The 16,268-nt window shown below is 52.7% G+C and carries 12 protein-coding genes; 1 reads left to right on the plus strand and 11 read right to left on the minus strand.

Annotated elements, in window-relative coordinates; all coding sequences use genetic code 11:
• Nucleotides 1-19 precede the first annotated feature (19 nt).
• The 7 genes from QVF11_RS19125 to QVF11_RS19155 all read right to left on the minus strand — a co-directional run bounded on the left by QVF11_RS19125 (nt 20) and on the right by QVF11_RS19155 (nt 8,700).
• Entirely contained in the window at nt 20-3,127 is a 3,108-nt protein-coding gene (locus QVF11_RS19125) for a beta-galactosidase (RefSeq protein WP_185930207.1), read from the minus strand.
• A gap of 66 nt (nt 3,128-3,193) precedes the next feature.
• Nucleotides 3,194-4,342 carry a galactonate dehydratase gene (gene dgoD, locus QVF11_RS19130; RefSeq protein ID WP_287858726.1) on the minus strand — a complete coding sequence of 383 codons (1,149 nt, stop codon included), beginning with the start codon at nt 4,340-4,342 and terminating at the stop codon, nt 3,194-3,196.
• Nucleotides 4,339-4,956: a 2-dehydro-3-deoxy-6-phosphogalactonate aldolase gene (locus QVF11_RS19135; RefSeq protein WP_287858727.1), complete on the minus strand. Its 618-nt coding sequence runs from the start codon at nt 4,954-4,956 to the stop codon at nt 4,339-4,341. The genes dgoD and QVF11_RS19135 overlap by 4 nt, the downstream gene beginning before the upstream one ends.
• Nucleotides 4,940-5,815: a 2-dehydro-3-deoxygalactonokinase gene (locus QVF11_RS19140; RefSeq protein ID WP_287858729.1), complete on the minus strand. Its 876-nt coding sequence runs from the start codon at nt 5,813-5,815 to the stop codon at nt 4,940-4,942. Before QVF11_RS19140 ends, QVF11_RS19135 begins: the two co-directional genes overlap by 17 nt.
• Nucleotides 5,812-6,501, minus strand: coding sequence for a D-galactonate utilization transcriptional regulator DgoR (gene dgoR / locus QVF11_RS19145; protein WP_112215626.1), 690 nt, complete (start codon nt 6,499-6,501; stop codon nt 5,812-5,814). The genes QVF11_RS19140 and dgoR overlap by 4 nt, the downstream gene beginning before the upstream one ends.
• 245 nt (nt 6,502-6,746) lie before the next feature.
• Entirely contained in the window at nt 6,747-7,559 is an 813-nt protein-coding gene (yidA, locus tag QVF11_RS19150; RefSeq protein ID WP_287858730.1) for a sugar-phosphatase, read from the minus strand.
• 115 nt (nt 7,560-7,674) lie between these two features.
• Nucleotides 7,675-8,700 (minus strand): zinc-dependent alcohol dehydrogenase family protein, encoded by a 1,026-nt coding sequence (locus QVF11_RS19155; RefSeq protein WP_287858731.1) that lies wholly within the window; start codon nt 8,698-8,700, stop codon nt 7,675-7,677.
• A 109-nt stretch (nt 8,701-8,809) separates the two neighbouring features.
• On the opposite strand from QVF11_RS19155, the gene QVF11_RS19160 reads away from it, so the two are divergent.
• Nucleotides 8,810-9,745, plus strand: coding sequence for a LysR family transcriptional regulator (locus tag QVF11_RS19160; RefSeq protein ID WP_287858732.1), 936 nt, complete (start codon nt 8,810-8,812; stop codon nt 9,743-9,745).
• 33 nt (nt 9,746-9,778) lie between these two features.
• On the opposite strand, the gene gyrB is transcribed toward QVF11_RS19160, so the two are convergent.
• The 4 genes from gyrB to dnaA all read right to left on the minus strand — a co-directional run bounded on the left by gyrB (nt 9,779) and on the right by dnaA (nt 15,947).
• Nucleotides 9,779-12,193 carry a DNA topoisomerase (ATP-hydrolyzing) subunit B gene (gyrB, locus tag QVF11_RS19165; protein WP_287858733.1) on the minus strand — a complete coding sequence of 805 codons (2,415 nt, stop codon included), beginning with the start codon at nt 12,191-12,193 and terminating at the stop codon, nt 9,779-9,781.
• 28 nt (nt 12,194-12,221) lie between these two features.
• Nucleotides 12,222-13,295 (minus strand): DNA replication/repair protein RecF, encoded by a 1,074-nt coding sequence (gene recF / locus QVF11_RS19170; RefSeq protein WP_112215621.1) that lies wholly within the window; start codon nt 13,293-13,295, stop codon nt 12,222-12,224.
• Nucleotides 13,296-13,441: 146 nt separating this feature from the next.
• Complete coding sequence (gene dnaN, locus QVF11_RS19175) at nt 13,442-14,542, minus strand: DNA polymerase III subunit beta (protein WP_112215620.1); 1,101 nt, start codon at nt 14,540-14,542, stop codon at nt 13,442-13,444.
• 4 nt (nt 14,543-14,546) lie between these two features.
• Nucleotides 14,547-15,947, minus strand: a complete 1,401-nt coding sequence (gene dnaA, locus QVF11_RS19180) for a chromosomal replication initiator protein DnaA (RefSeq protein WP_110276012.1) — start codon at nt 15,945-15,947, stop codon at nt 14,547-14,549.
• Nucleotides 15,948-16,268: the final 321 nt, after the last annotated feature.

Consider the following 16,268-nt stretch of genomic DNA (forward strand, 5'->3'; position numbering starts at 1 on the left):
TCACCTTTACGGCCGAATATTAATAATTATGTTCATGAGCGAATGTGAGAATGATGCTATAGCACCAATTACACTCCAGTAACTGGTCCTCTACAGGAACAATATTTGTTGTCCAGGAATCATCACCACCAATTCCCATATGGCGAGCATCAATATTCAACCATGTCCCAGTTTCTTCTTTCAGCAAATGTCGATGAGACGTTTCTTTCAGCTGACGGGTACTATAACGTTGCAAAGAGAAGTTAAAATCACCAACAACATTAAGCTCTCCCCAACGAAGATGTTTCGTATTGGTTCGTAATCCATTTTCTGAAGGGAAAATATAGGGGGTCGACATTTCCTCCAAAGGCAAACTCCAGTGAGAAAACAGTGCGGCAGATTGCCTGTCAGGATAATTTTCCCACGGACCTTTACCCAACCATGTTACTGGTGCTTGCCGCATCAACAGCTGCGCTGCGATCCCAATACGGGCAAGGGGAGGCAACGAACGAGCCCGACTTCCTTCAATCGTCAAATGCAGTTGGCCTTCGCCATCAAACAACATCGTCCAGCGGCTCGCGATGGCGACCTTGCCGTTTGCCCGCCAGCGTAAATCCGCCACAATAATAACGCTATCAGCAAGCTGCTGAGCACGGCAGCTTAGGCATTCGCTTTCCATTTCATATAAACCAGCACTACGCCAGCGTACAGCCCAGGCATCCGGTTGTTCCTGGCCGAGTTCACTGGTACCAATATCGTTGTCCAGCGGCGCTCGAACAAACCGATCGCTGAATGGGGTTAGAATCTGCGGCTTATTATTCAGCCAACATTGCGTAAGCTGCCCAAACGCCCGGTTAACCTCCCAGCGCTTATCGCCTGCGGCCACGTAATACCGCTCATCATCCTCACTTAATACAACCTTTCCCGTCACTATCGGCGGCAGTTCCAGCCAATCTGATGGCAGAACCATCTGCTGCCAGGCGACTAAATGTCCCGGCTTGCTCCACGCTGTTGCGTCACGTTGACGGATCTCCAGCATTAACCAGAGTTCAGGAAGCTGACGAAGAGTCGCAAAATCACAAGAAAGATTTAGCGTGACGTTACCTTCAGGAGGAATATTCAGCGCTAATTCTCCCTGCTCAACGTTGACTCCCCGGCTTTGCACCGACCAGAATAAGACTTCATTGTCCGTTTTACGGAACTGATATTCACTGGTGATTTCAATCTCCAGCGGCTGTGTTCCAATTAAGCGACAATGAAAATATTGCTGCAAATATTTCACTTCATATAGAGATGGATGCGGCGTCCGGTCGGGAAATAAAAGCCCATTAAGGCAGAATTGTTTATCATTGGGAGTATCGCCAAAATCACCGCCATAGGCATAGAAAGGAAGTCCATTTTCATCATCTTTTATTAAAGCCTGATCCACCCAATCCCAAAGAAACCCACCCTGCAACCGAGGATACTGGCGAAATGCCTGCCAGTATTTATAAATCCCCCCCAGGCTGTTCCCCATCCCGTGAGTATATTCACAAAGTATTAATGGCCGCTGTTCACCGGGTAAGCCAATCCATTTTTTAATAGCCCATTTAGGCACGGCTGGGAATGGCTGATCTTCATCAACTCTTGCGTACATAGGACAAATAATATCTGTAGAGGAAGTATCCGCGCCGCCGCCTTCATATTGCACCGGACGCATTGGATCGTTTTTCTTTACCCAGTGATAAAGTGCCTCATGGGACGCGCCAATACCTGACTCATTACCAAGCGACCAGATAATAATAGAGACATGGTTACGATTACTATGCACCATCCGCGTTACCCGAGAAGAAAAAGCGTGTAGCCACTCGGAATCCTCAGCTAAACGCCGCATCGGAATCATTCCCTGAGTTTCAATATTTGCCTCGTCAACAACGTATATTCCATATTCATCACAAAGCTCATACCAGCGAGATTGGTTAGGGTAATGTGAACAACGTACGGCATTAAAATTATTCTGTTTAAGCAGTAAAATATCCTGCAACATAGAGGATTCATCCACTGCCTGCCCAAGTTCAGGATGATGCTCATGACGGTTAACTCCCCGGATGAGCAGAGGCTTACCGTTAACCTTCAGCAACCCATTTTCAATCGCAACGCGACGGAAACCGGTATTCCACGCTTCGCTTTCAACGATCCGACCATCAGGGTCCAGAAGCGTTGCCGTCAAGCGATAGAGATGCGGTAGCTCCGAACTCCAGAGCAGTGGGTTATCTATGACGAGCTGAGTCTCCAGGCGTTCACGCCATGAACCACGGGCATCAACTTTTTGCGTACCAAACGGCAGCGTTTTCTCGGCACATTCTCGCTCCCCAGCCCAAAGCGTCAATTTAACCGCCCAATCCTCCGGCACATCAACATCCCCTCCGAGGATTGCCTGAATATGGAGATAGCCCATATCGTAATCCGCGTTAACATCAGGGCTAATTATGACATCCGCCAGGTGCACTTCGGGTTTATGCTGCAACCATACGGAGCGGAATATTCCACTCATGCGCCACATATCCTGATCTTCAAGCCAGGTGCCAACGCTCCAGCGCATCACCATGACGCAAATTCGGTTTTTACCGGGCTTTGCCCACGGAGTAATTGAGAATTCTGCAGGTAAACGACTGTCCTGCGAATAGCCAACCCAATGGCCATTACACCAGAGGTGAAATGCAGAGTTAACGCCATCAAAAATAATATTAACATTTCCATCCTGCAACCACTCAAAATTAATTTCAATTTCAGTTGAGTAGCAGCCTGTTGGATTATTTTCAGGAACAGCTGGTGGCGTTGTAGAAATAGGGTATGTCACATTGGTATAAATAGGAATATCAAAGCCATGCATTTGCCAGTTAGCCGGAACGGGAATCTGAGAAACATTATCTGCATCATATTCCAGCCATCTCTCAGGAACCTGCTCGGGGTTATCATAAAATTTAAAATTCCATTTACCATCAAGACATTGTCGATATGGTGAACGTTTATTTTCGCGCGCGGCGCACGTATCGCGCCAACTATTCATTCTGGCATGGGCCGGTAAACGATGATGATGGGTTATAACAAGATTTTGCCAGTCTTTACGCTGAATGATGTCAGAGAAAGCATGTTCATATTCGCTCATCATTATTCCTGTTCAGATTATATATGGTCATATTATTTGAATTAAAAAAGGATTGTTTTTATAGAATTACCATTCAGCGACAGAACCATCCTCATGCCGCCACAACGGATTACGCCAGTCTGGCGCATTTTTACTTAACTCTATAACCCTTGCTTCATCGATTTCTACGCCAAGCCCGGGCTTCATTAATGGTTTAAAGAAGCCGCCTTCCATATTGAAATCTTCTTTATTCTTCACAAAGTCGAGTAATTCCGCGCCTTTGTTATAGTGAATGCCCATGCTTTGCTCCTGGAATATGGCGTTATAGGAAACAAAGTCAACGTGCAGGCAGGCGGCCAGCGCGATAGGCCCCAGCGGGCAGTGCGGTGCCAATGCCACATCATAAGCCTCCGCCATTCCGGCGATTTTATAGCACTCGGTAATACCGCCAGCGTGCGATAGGTCCGGCTGCAAAATAGCCAGGCCTCCGGCTTCCAGCACGCGTTTAAACTCGAAGCGTGAGAACATTCGTTCGCCTGCAGCGATAGGAATCGAGGTTTGCGCCGCTAAACGCGGATAGTATTCAGCCTGTTCCGCCAGAACCGGCTCTTCAATAAATAATGGGCGATACTGTTCCAGTTCTTTAATTAATACTTTTGCCATTGGCGCGCTAACGCGGCCGTGGAAATCAAGACCAAATTCAATTTCATTGCCAAAGGCCTCGCGAATTTGCGCCACAGTATTTACCGCCGCATCAACCGCGCGGGAATTATCGATAAGCCCCAGCTCTTCGCAGCCATTTAATTTAAAGGTATCAAAACCAATTCCACGCAGCTTCTTGATGCCATCAATCACTTCTGCCGGGCGATCGCCGCCAACCCAGCTGTAGGCTTTGATTTTATCGCGCACCAGCCCGCCCATCAGCTGCCAGACCGGCGCATTCAGCACTTTACCTTTGATATCCCATAGCGCCTGGTCAATACCGGCGATGGCGCTCATTAGGATCGGCCCGCCGCGATAAAAGCCCGCACGGTACATCACCTGCCACAGGTCGTTAATCCGCGCCGGATCCTGGCCAATCAGATAATCGCCGAGCTCATGCACCGCCGCCTCTACGGTGCGTGCGCGCCCTTCAATCACGGGTTCACCCCAGCCAACCACGCCTTCATCGGTTTCAATCTTTAAAAACATCCAGCGTGGGGGTAAACGATACGTGGTGAGTTTAGTTATTTTCATTGCACTGCCTCTCGATACGCTTTAACAAATGCTGCTGCCTGCTGTGCGGTTCGCTCTACGGACTGCCCGGCGCGATAGAGATCGCTGCCTAATCCGGCACCAATACAGCCTGCTTTTATCCACTGGACCAGATTTTCCGGCGTTACGCCGCCCACGGCGAAAACGGGAATCTCTGGTGGCAAAACAGCTTTTAGCGCTTTGATATAGTCAGGGCCAAAAGCCGAGGAAGGGAACACTTTCAGCGCCTGAGCACCGGCGTCTAGCGCAGTAAAGGCCTCTGTCGCCGTCGCGCATCCAGGGCAAACCGTCATGCCGTAGCTCACTGCACAGCGAATAACCTCGGGCTGAATGTTGGGAGTAACGATAAGCTTGCAACCCATTTGCGCGAGCTGGTCTACCCACTCTGGATTTAGCACGGTGCCCGCACCTATCAACGCTTTATCACCATAAGCATCAACAACGGCGGGAATGCTTTTTTCCCACTGCGGTGAATTGAGTGGGATTTCAACGGCGTCAAATCCGGCGTCAATCACGGCCCCAACGTGTTCCAGCGCCTCTTCCGGCGTAATACCGCGCAAAATGGCGATAAGCGGTAGTTTAGTTTGCCACTGCATGAGCGATGCTCCTTATTCCTGTCTGAAATGCGGTATCACCTGACACCACTGTTGTCTGACGGCCGATTGCGGTCAGCGCCTGCTGATAGCGGTTTGCCAGCGCATCTCCGGCGACAATGGTGACCTGGAGGTCACCGAAGCGGCTACTCATGGTGGCGACTTCCGCGCCAATCAGCAGACCGGAGAGAAATTCGCTGACGTGCTCGCGCGGCAATGAGCCCAGCACGTGCGAAGCACGTACTTCAAAAAGCTGAGGCAGAATATCTGGCGAATGGAGGCCGCGCTCCAGCCCGGCGGTAAAGGCATTCGGGGCGGAGATCTGCTCTGGCAGACCCGTGCCTACCAGCGAGTGGCGCAGCAGCAGATGATGCAGCTCACCGGTCATCACCGTGCGAAAATCGTTGATTTGTTGGCGGTCAGCCTGCACCCATTTGCAGTGGGTACCGGGCATTACATAGACGGAAGAAGGCGCTATCGACTGCGCGCCAAGGAGTTGAGTCTCTTCACCGCGCATCACATTGTGGTTATCGTCACGAGTGACGCAGAGTCCGGGAATAATCCAGACGTTGTCGCTGACGGACGTTAATCGCTCGCCAATGGCGGAAAAATGAACGGGAACCGGTAGATAGGGAGCAACCTTCCAGCCCACGTTACTACCGACCATTCCCGCCATCACTACCGGGGTAGAGCTATCGCTCCAGCCCTCGGTTATTTCGCTAAACACCGCCGCGGGGGATTGTCCATTCAAACGCGTCACACCTGCTTCCGATTGCCTGCTCTCCAGGCACTGGTCGCCCTGATAAAGCCAGGCGCGCAGATTGGTCGATCCCCAGTCAATTGCGATGTAGCGAGATGTCATGTGATTTCCTTTAACCTTCGTGTCGAGCTGGCAATCATGGTGAGCGCTGCCTGCTCTGCCGCTTCGCTGTCCTGATGCCGGATGGCATCAAACAGCGCCTTATGTTCCTGGAGCGTTTTCGGCATGTTGGCCGCATCGCCCATCCAGGTCCTTTCAAATACCGCTCGCTGTAGCGAGCTGATCGCCACGTTTAGCTGTTGCAGCACCGGGTTATGTACCGACTGCAAAACCGCCTCGTGATAGCGAATATCCGCTTCGTTAAAAGCTTCCCGATCCTGGTTATTGGCGATCATGTCGTTGAGCGCCTCTTCGATTTGCGCCAGGTCGCTTGAGGTCGCACGCTCTGCCGCCCAGCGGGCTATCGCCGGCTCGACCAGGTTACGTACCTCGCTCATCGCGCTAATCAGTCGCGGGTCGTAATCACTTTCCAGCACCCACTGCAAAACGTCGGTATCGAGATAATTCCACTGGTTGCGCGGAGCGACGAACGCGCCGCGATAGCGTTTCATTTCAATCAGTCGCTTAGCCATCAATGAGCGGAACACTTCGCGAATGATATTGCGCGAGGTTTCAAACTCCTCACACAGGTCCGCTTCCGCTGGCAGCGCGGAGCCGGGAACGTATTTACCGCTGACAATCTGCTGGCCCAGCGTGATGACGATGCGATCGGTTTTATTGAGAGTCATGGAGAGTCCTTGTGCTCTGGATGTACCTCTCTACTTTACCGCGACAGGCGGATTTGACCGCAACTTTGTAGTACTAACGTGATAGCACTCATTATCGCCACGAACATAATGTAGTACGATTTTATTATGTTGTACTACAATTTAGATCACAAAAACGACAACTGAGTGTAAGGATTTTCTTGAGTGGTAAACTCAGGGCATAAAAAAACCCGCGATCGACGCGGGTTGTTCATGAGCGAGATGATTTAATTTAGTACATATTTTTCAATGGCATACGCGACACCATCTTCCAGGTTAGATTTGGTGATAAAGTTTGCCGCTTCCTTCACTGCCGGAATGGCGTTATCCATCGCGACGCCTACACCAGCGTATTCAATCATCGCAATGTCATTTTCCTGATCGCCAATCGCCATCACTTCTTCTGGTTTGATACCCAGCGTATCGGCCAGCGATTTCACGCCGGTGCCTTTAGTCACGCGTTTATCAAGAATTTCAAGGAAGTACGGTGCGCTTTTCAGCACGGTGTATTTTTCTTTCACTTCCGCCGGGATGCGGGCAATGGCCTGGTCCAGAATCGCCGGTTCATCGATCATCATCACTTTCAGCAACTGGATGTTCGGATCCATCTTTTCCGCTTCGCAGAAGACCAGCGGGATCGTCGCCACGTAGGATTCATGCACCGTGTAATAACTCACGTCGCGGTTGGCGGTGTACAGGGTATTACGATCGAGCGCATGGAAGTGGGAGCCAACTTCACGGGAAAGCTGTTCCAGATAGCGATAGTCGTCATAGCCCAGCGCGGTTTGCGCAACGGTACTACCATCACTCGCCTTCTGCACCAGAGCACCATTATAGGTGATGCAATAATCTCCCGGCTGCTCCATATGCAGTTCTTTCAGATAACTGTGCACGCCAGCGTAAGGGCGACCAGTGGTCAGCACCACATTGACGCCGCGTTCACGTGCTGCGGCAATCGCGGTTTTCACCGCAGGTGAAATGGTATGGTCTGGCAGCAGCAGCGTGCCGTCCATATCAATTGCAATCAGTTTAATAGCCATGAAATCCCCGGGTAAGATGAGTCCTTACTCATGCTAACGCGATTAAGCCCACAAAAATAGAGCTACGTTGCACAACAGAATCACCCCTTTTAGGCCTCTCCCGGGGATAAAGTCCTCACCCGCGGGTGAGGACTATTTTGCCAAACGCCCCGCGATCGAGGTGTTCAAGCGCCTGTTCAAGCTGGTTAAAGCGGTAGCGGTGCTCAATCACCGGTTTCAACCCGGTCACGTCAACGGCGCGGACGAAATCTTCCAGCGCACGACGGTGCCCCACCCCAATACCCTGAATCACCGGGGATTTCAGCAACAGTTCGCCAGCCTGCAGAGAGATTTCATTCCCGGCCAGCACGCCAATGACCGATATGCGACCATGAACCGAGACGGCGCGCAGGGAATGCTTCAGGTTTTCCCCGCCAACGGTTTCAATAATATGGTCGATGCCGCGATCGGCGGTCAGTTCGTAAATTCCTTCCGCCCAATCACCTTTGAGGCGGTTAATCCCATGATCGGCGCCGAGTTGTTTAGCCCGAGCCAGTTTTTCATCACTTCCTGACGTGACAAAAACCTCTGCCCCCTGTGCTTTTGCAATTTGCAAAGCGAATATCGCCACACCGCCAGTCCCCTGCACCAGCACCGATTGTCCGGCGCGTAAATGACCGCGTTCCACCAGCGCGAACCATGCGGTAAGCCCTGCACAAGGCAGCGTGCTGGCCTCTGCGTCATCAAGAGTTTCCGGAGCAGCCACCAGCCAGTTTTCATTCACAACCACGTACTCAGCCAGCATGCCCTGGAAGTACCCACCGGTGGTTTTATAAGGCAAAGTGCGGGCGTCCGATGTGGGTCTACCGTTAATCCACTCCGGGAAGAAGGTGGAGATCACGCGAGCACCGGGTTTGAAACGCGTAACGCCCTCACCCGTACTCTCCACCACTCCCGCCATATCAGATGCCGGGGTAAACGGGAACGAAAGCGCAATCGGCATGGTGCCTTCAATGACCATTTTATCGCGATAGTTGAGTGCAACGGCATTCACCCGCACGCGGACTTCACCCGGGCCTGGCTGTGGAACAGGCGCCTGAATGAGGTTGAGATTCTCACGCCCAAGCGCGTCCATAGACCAGCATTGCATTGTCTCAGTCATTTTTCTCTCCTGCCATCTAATAAGATTTAGAAGTGACAGTTTACCGTTGACTCAGGGTAACCAGTGGCGATAATTTTTCCACCTATTGGTGACAAAAAAGATACAATTTATGACCGATACGCTGAAGGATATTCCGGTTTTTGTGGCCGCCGTTGAGGCGGGGAGCTTTGCTCAGGCCGCAATTCGTTTGCATTTGTCACGCTCGGCGGTGGGAAAGAGCATCGCTCGCCTTGAGGGACGGTTGGGGGTACGTCTGTTTCAACGTACGACCCGTAGTCAAAGCCTGACCGACAACGGCGCCCTTTTTTATGAACGTTGCCAGCGCGCACTGGAGGAAATTCGTGGGGCAGAATCGCTGCTGGAAACAGGAAAACAGCAGGTCAGTGGCCGCCTGCGCGTTGCCATGCCGATGCTGTTTGGTCGCCAGTGCGTCTCTCCGTTGCTGATTGAGCTCACACAGCAACATCCTGACCTTGAGCTGGAGATGTCATTCAGCGACCGCGTGGTGGATCTCGTCGAGGAAGGGTTTGATATGGCGGTGCGCAACGGCACGCTTCAGGACAGCAGCGTTCTGGTCGCGAGAAAGCTGGGAGAACACCGAATGGTGCTGTGCGCCGCGCCGGATTACCTGATGAATAAAGACCGGCCAGAAACAGTTGCTGATTTACGTCAGCATACTGCCATTAACTATCTGCGCGCAGGTAGAGTTTTACCCTGGCAACTCATGGATAACGAAGGTGCCTCGCACACCTTTACTCCCCGTTCATCGCTCAATATGGATGATTTGCAGGCAATCTGCGACGCTGCTCTGGCCGGACACGGCATTGCATGGTTGCCCTGCTGGATGGTCAGCAAAGAAATTCATCAAGGAAAACTCGTCCCGCTTTTAAAGCAGGCACAGGATGTGCGCTTCGACGTTCACGCGGTCTGGCAACAGACGCCGCATCTACCGCTGAGGGTGAGAATTGCCATAGACATGTTGGTGAGCCGTTTACCAGAAATGATGTCGCTGGATTTGCCTGCGCCCATAAAAAAGCCGCGCTAAACGCGCGGCCTGAGTTTGGAGGTGTTACTACAATTAAATATCGATGTTCGCCGCTTTCAGGGCGTTCTCTTCGATAAAGGCGCGGCGCGGTTCAACGGCATCGCCCATCAGGGTGGTGAACAGCTGGTCAGCGGCAATCGCATCCTTCACGGTCACGCGCAGCATACGGCGGCTATCCGGGTCCATCGTGGTTTCCCACAGCTGATCCGGGTTCATCTCGCCAAGACCTTTATAACGCTGGATAGAGAGACCACGGCGGGACTCTTTCACCAACCAGTCCAGCGCCTGTTCGAAGCTGGCAACCGGCTGGCGGCGCTCGCCGCGTTCGATGAAGGCATCGTCTTCAATCAGGCCGCGCAGTTTCTCACCCAGCGCGCAGATACGGTGGTATTCAGGCCCAGTGACAAACTCGTGATCCAGCGGATAGTCGGTATCCACACCGTGGGTACGAACGCGAACGATCGGCTCAAACTGCTGCAACTCGGCGTTCTCGCGGATATCAAATTTCCACTGGCTACCGTGCTGCTCTTTCTCATTCAGCTCGCTCACCAGAGTGTTAATCCAGCGGGTCACCGTCTGTTCGTTGCTCAAGTCGGCCTCTGCCAGCGTCGGCTGATAGATAAGCTCTTTCAGCAGCGCTTTCGGGAAGCGGCGCTCCATGCGGCCGATCATTTTCTGCGTAGCGTTATACTCAGCAACCAGCCTTTCCAGCGGCTCACCGGCTAAGGCCGGAGCGTTGGCGTTGGTGTGCAGGGTTGCGCCATCCAGAGCGATAGAGATTTGATACTGATCCATCGCTTCATCGTCTTTAATGTACTGTTCCTGCTTGCCTTTCTTCACTTTGTACAGCGGCGGCTGTGCAATGTAGACGTGGCCGCGCTCAACGATTTCCGGCATCTGACGATAGAAGAAGGTCAACAGCAGCGTACGAATGTGCGAGCCGTCGACGTCCGCATCGGTCATGATAATAATGCTGTGATAACGCAGTTTGTCCGGGTTGTATTCGTCGCGACCAATGCCGCAGCCCAGAGCGGTAATCAGCGTAGCCACTTCCTGAGAGGCGAGCATTTTGTCAAAGCGCGCTTTTTCAACGTTGAGGATTTTACCTTTCAGCGGCAGGATCGCCTGGTTCTTACGGTTACGCCCCTGTTTTGCAGAGCCGCCCGCAGAGTCCCCTTCCACTAAGTACAGTTCAGAGTGAGCAGGATCGCGTTCCTGGCAATCCGCCAGTTTGCCCGGCAGACCAGCCAGATCCAGCGCGCCTTTACGGCGGGTCATTTCACGTGCGCGACGAGCTGCTTCGCGCGCGCGCGCCGCGTCGATAATTTTGCCAACCACGATTTTGGCATCAGACGGGTTTTCCAGCAGGTATTCGTTCAGCAGTTCGTTCATTTGCTGTTCTACCGCCGATTTCACCTCAGAGGAGACCAGCTTGTCTTTAGTCTGTGAGGAGAATTTCGGATCCGGCACCTTCACGGAAACCACGGCAATCAGACCTTCACGCGCATCGTCACCGGTGGCGCTGACTTTCGCTTTTTTGCTGTAGCCTTCTTTATCCATGTAGGCGTTCAGGGTACGAGTCATCGCCGCACGGAAGCCCGCAAGGTGGGTACCGCCATCGCGCTGCGGAATGTTGTTGGTAAAGCAGTAGATATTTTCCTGGAAACCATCGTTCCACTGCAGCGCCACTTCAACGCCGATACCGTCTTTTTCGGTGGAGAAATAGAAAATATTCGGATGGATCGGCGTTTTATTTTTGTTCAGATATTCCACGAACGCTTTGATACCGCCTTCGTAGTGGAAATGATCTTCTTTACCGTCGCGCTTATCGCGCAGGCGAATAGACACCCCGGAGTTCAGGAACGACAGCTCACGCAGACGTTTTGCCAGAATTTCATATTCAAATTCAACAACGTTAGTGAAGGTTTCATAACTCGGCCAGAAACGTACCATAGTACCGGTTTTTTCGGTCTCGCCGGTCACAGCCAGCGGGGCCTGCGGCACGCCGTGGGCATAAATCTGACGGTGAATTTTATTGTCGCGCTGAATAACCAGCTCCAGCTTCTGCGACAGGGCGTTTACGACAGAAACGCCAACACCGTGCAGACCGCCAGAGACTTTATAGGAGTTATCATCGAATTTACCGCCCGCATGCAGCACGGTCATGATCACTTCCGCCGCCGACACGCCCTCTTCCGGGTGAATACCGGTCGGAATACCGCGGCCGTCATCCTGTACGGAGACGGAGTTGTCGCTGTGGATGGTGACAACGATATCTTTACAGTAACCTGCGAGCGCTTCGTCGATAGCGTTATCCACAACCTCGAATACCATGTGGTGCAGACCGGTGCCGTCATCCGTGTCGCCGATATACATACCCGGGCGCTTACGCACCGCATCCAGCCCTTTCAGGACTTTGATACTGGAGGAGTCATAAGAATTCGACATCAACGTTTCTCGCTCATTTAATCTTAGGTTAATCCGCTATTTTACCCTTTTCCACGGTAAACATCTTCGAATTTTCGTCCGACATGTCTATAACGTGTTCAGCGCTAATGGCGCTGACGAAAACCTGCGACTGCGTGGCTTTTAAACGGCTGGCAAGCAGCCCACGCCGCGCGTCGTCGAGTTCCGAGGCAAAATCATCTATCAGGTACAGGCAGCGCCGCCCGCTCTCACGGGTCAGGAACTCGCCTTGCGCCAGTCTTAGGGCGCACATCAGCAGCTTAAGCTGCCCGCGTGACAATGTATCTTCCACCGGCGCACCGTCGGCACGAATGCGGAAATCCGCTTTGTGCGGGCCATGGGCGGTGTAGGTTAACATGCGATCGCGCTCGAAATTTCTCTCCAGCACCTCGGCATAATCCGTTTCTTTCTCCCAGCCGCGCTGGAAAGAAAAGGTGAGGGCAAACTCCGGTAAAAACTGCCGACAGGTATCCGCCATGTCTTCGACAATAGCGGCGCTATATTCGGCGCGCCAACGGCTGATTTGTTCCGCCAGCGGAATCAATTCCAGGTCCCAGGGCCGCAGTTGGGCATAGCGGCTGACCTGACGCAGCGCGGCGTTACGCTGCTTCACCAGACGCTTCAGGTTGCTCCAGGCGGTAAAGAATCCAGCTTCGTTGTGGAAGCATCCCCAGTCAAGGAATGCTCTTCTGTATTTGGGGCCGCCGTTGAGTAAAGTAAAGCCCTCGGGCGTAATCAGCTGCATCGGCATCAGGTGCGCCAGTTCTGCCACTTTATGGCCGTCGGTACCGTCGATACGGACCTTACTGTCGCCCTGTTTATCTTTGGTCAGGCCGATGGAAACTTCACGTTCTTCACCCTGCAAGCGGCCGTGCAGAACAAACGACTCTTGCTCGTGACGAATCACACGGCCAATCTGCAAACTGCGAAACGCCCGACCGTGGCCGAGCGTATAGATAGCTTCCAGCACGCTGGTTTTACCGCTGCCGTTTGCGCCAACCAGGAAGTTAAAGCCGGGGGATAAAGCGAGATCCGCATTTTCAATATTGCGGAAGTCTTTGATGAGCAAGCGCGTCAGTGACATATCAGCGTTCTTTGGGCCAGGGCGTTATCGGCGCAGCCAGTTTCAACGCGGACTGCGCGCAGACCCTGGAGCGTACACGAAGTACGTGACAGGGGCGAGCACAGCCCAGGTTGAAAATGGCAAGTAAGATAGCCCGATATTTTCCACTACAGTCTCATTGGCATAACAACGTAAGCTGCGCTTTGCGAGGCCGCATCCTCAATCTGCACGCTCGATACGGAATCGGTCAGCAAAATACGCACGTTCTCGCACTTCAGCGCATTAAGCACATCCAGCACGTAGCTAACGTTAAAGCCGATTTCCATCTCGGTCCCGGCATAGGTGACATCCAGAATTTCTTCTGCTTCTTCCTGCTCCGGGTTATTAGCGGTGATTTTCAGCTGATTTTCACTGACGTACAGGCGCACGCCGCGGAATTTCTCGTTCGAGAGAATCGCTGCGCGGGCAAATGCCTGCTTGAGAATATCGCAGCCGGCATCCAGGTGTTTATCCGGATTTTTCGGCAATACGCGACGATAATCAGGGAAACGTCCATCAACAAGCTTCGATGTGAAGATAAAGTCACCAACGTGGGCTCGGATGTTGTTGCTGCCGATCTGCACGCGCAGCGGCGTCTCGCCGCCGTCGAGCATACGCATCAGCTCAATCACCCCTTTACGCGGCACGATCACCGAATGGTTCGGCAACGATTCTTCCAGCGGCATAGAGCAAACCGCCAGGCGGTGGCCGTCGGTCGCTACTGTACGCAGTTCGCAACCTTCGGTTTCAAACAGCATACCGTTTAAGTAGTAGCGAACATCCTGGTGAGCCATCGAAAACTGAGTGGCTTCGATCAGGCGCTTCATCGTCGCCTGCGGCAGGGTGAATTCGACTTCACTCTGCCAGTCATCGAGGTTCGGGAAATCAGCGGCGGGCAGGGTCGACAGCGAGAAGCGGCTGCGCCCGGAGCGTACCAGCATGCGGTCGCCTTCCAGCTGTACCACGATCTCCGCACCTTCAGGTAGGCCGCGGCAGATATCAAAAAATTTACGCGCTGGAACGGTCGTTGCTCCCGCTTCGTGCGGTTGAATCAGCGCCACGCGCGCGACCATTTCCATTTCCAGATCGGTACCGGTCAGCGACAGCGCGCCATCGGAAACCTGAAGGAGCAGGTTGCCGAGAATCGGCAGCGTCGGACGACCACCTAACGGACCGCTCACCTGTTGCAGCGGTTTTAATAAATGTTCACGTTCTACGGTAAATTTCATAGCGTCACGAGGATAATGTTCTGATTAAATTGGAAAAATCTTCTTTGATGTCGTGGCTTTCTTCACGCAGCTGCTCAATTTTACGGCAGGCGTGCAGGACGGTGGTATGGTCACGACCGCCAAACGCATCGCCGATTTCCGGCAGACTGTGGTTGGTCAGCTCTTTTGCCAACGCCATCGCCATTTGACGAGGGCGCGCCACCGAACGGGAGCGGCGTTTAGACAGCAGGTCCGCTACCTTAATCTTGTAATACTCCGCCACCGTCTTCTGAATGTTGTCGATGGTGACCAGTTTTTCCTGTAGCGCCAACAGATCGCGCAGCGCTTCGCGCACGAAATCGATAGTGATCGCTCGGCCAGTAAAGTTGGCATTGGCGATAACGCGGTTCAGTGCGCCTTCCAGCTCACGTACGTTGGAACGCAGGCGCTTAGCGATAAAGAACGCCACTTCACCCGGCAGGCGAATATCGTTTTCATCGGCTTTTTTCATCAGGATCGCCACGCGAGTTTCCAGCTCTGGCGGTTCGATCGCTACCGTCAGGCCCCAACCGAAGCGTGATTTCAGACGATCCTCAACCCCGTTGATCTCTTTCGGATAGCGATCCGACGTCAGAATGATCTGCTGATTGCCTTCCAGCAGGGCATTGAAGGTGTGGAAAAACTCCTCCTGCGAGCGCTCTTTATTCGCAAAGAACTGAATATCATCGATCAGCAGGGCATCAACGGAACGGTAGTAGCGTTTAAACTCTTCAATGGCGTTGTTTTGCAGAGCTTTTACCATGTCCTGCACAAAACGCTCGGAGTGCATGTAAACCACTTTTGCATTGGGTTTACGCGCCACGATGCCGTTACCGACCGCATGTAAAAGGTGGGTTTTACCCAGACCGGTGCCGCCATAAAGGAACAGCGGGTTGTAGGCTCCACCAGGGTTATCAGCAACCTGGCGCGCCGCCGCGCGAGCCAGCTGGTTAGATTTACCTTCAACGAAGTTATCAAACGTATGCTTAATGTTAACGTTGGAGCGATAAGTCGGCTCTGCGGGTGCGGGAACGTTGTCCCAGCCCGGACGCACAATTGTCGGCGCAACGCGCGCCGTCTGAACCTGAGCCGCAGGCGCGGTGGCCGCAACGCTTACTGTGCTTCTGTGCGGCTGAACCGCAGGCTTAGTGCCAACTTCAAAACGCAGCTGTGGGGCATCAACACCGCAAAATTCATTGAGGAGGCCATTGATATTATTGAGGTATTTATCCCTTACCCAATCGAGCACAAAACGGTTTGGCGCATACAGTGCCAGCGTGTTATCGCTCAATTCCGCCTGCAAAGGGCGTATCCACATACTGAATTCTGTGGCTGGTAACTCATCCTGCAATCGGGCAAGACACTGCTGCCAAAGCGAAAGTGACACGGCGGACTCCACTCGAACAAAAATCGATATAAAAGAGAAACTGAAACAATCGTGATTGTTGGCACACGTCGACAAGACCCTGCATTAGCCGAAAAGCCCCTGCACAAAAGGGGTGACGTGCGAACCGCTATCTGCGGTTATTACCCGATGTGGATCATTGGATCACGATCGGGACCGCGGATCATAGCCTAAAGTGAGAAAGAGATCTTGTGTTTCTCAACAGATTCTTCCCGATTTATCCACAGGAAGGATCGAAGCCGGGTAAGTGTAAACGATCCCGGGGAGAGTGAAGCACGATTTCAGCCGCATATTGGAAAAATT

The sequence above is a fragment of the Klebsiella sp. genome, assembly GCF_027492335.1.
Classification (GTDB): Bacteria; Pseudomonadota; Gammaproteobacteria; order Enterobacterales; family Enterobacteriaceae; genus Klebsiella; species Klebsiella huaxiensis.

Bases quoted from the DNA above. Each gene is read 5' to 3' on its own strand.
- QVF11_RS19125 (WP_185930207.1), bottom strand. From the start codon at position 3,127: ATGAGCGAATATGAACATGCTTTCTCTGACATCATTCAGCGTAAAGAC.
- dgoD (WP_287858726.1), bottom strand. From the start codon at position 4,342: ATGAAAATAACTAAACTCACCACGTATCGTTTACCCCCACGCTGGATG.
- QVF11_RS19135 (WP_287858727.1), bottom strand. From the start codon at position 4,956: ATGCAGTGGCAAACTAAACTACCGCTTATCGCCATTTTGCGCGGTATT.
- QVF11_RS19140 (WP_287858729.1), bottom strand. From the start codon at position 5,815: ATGACATCTCGCTACATCGCAATTGACTGGGGATCGACCAATCTGCGC.
- dgoR (WP_112215626.1), bottom strand. From the start codon at position 6,501: ATGACTCTCAATAAAACCGATCGCATCGTCATCACGCTGGGCCAGCAG.
- yidA (WP_287858730.1), bottom strand. From the start codon at position 7,559: ATGGCTATTAAACTGATTGCAATTGATATGGACGGCACGCTGCTGCTG.
- QVF11_RS19155 (WP_287858731.1), bottom strand. From the start codon at position 8,700: ATGACTGAGACAATGCAATGCTGGTCTATGGACGCGCTTGGGCGTGAG.
- QVF11_RS19160 (WP_287858732.1), top strand. From the start codon at position 8,810: ATGACCGATACGCTGAAGGATATTCCGGTTTTTGTGGCCGCCGTTGAG.
- gyrB (WP_287858733.1), bottom strand. From the start codon at position 12,193: ATGTCGAATTCTTATGACTCCTCCAGTATCAAAGTCCTGAAAGGGCTG.
- recF (WP_112215621.1), bottom strand. From the start codon at position 13,295: ATGTCACTGACGCGCTTGCTCATCAAAGACTTCCGCAATATTGAAAAT.
- dnaN (WP_112215620.1), bottom strand. From the start codon at position 14,542: ATGAAATTTACCGTAGAACGTGAACATTTATTAAAACCGCTGCAACAG.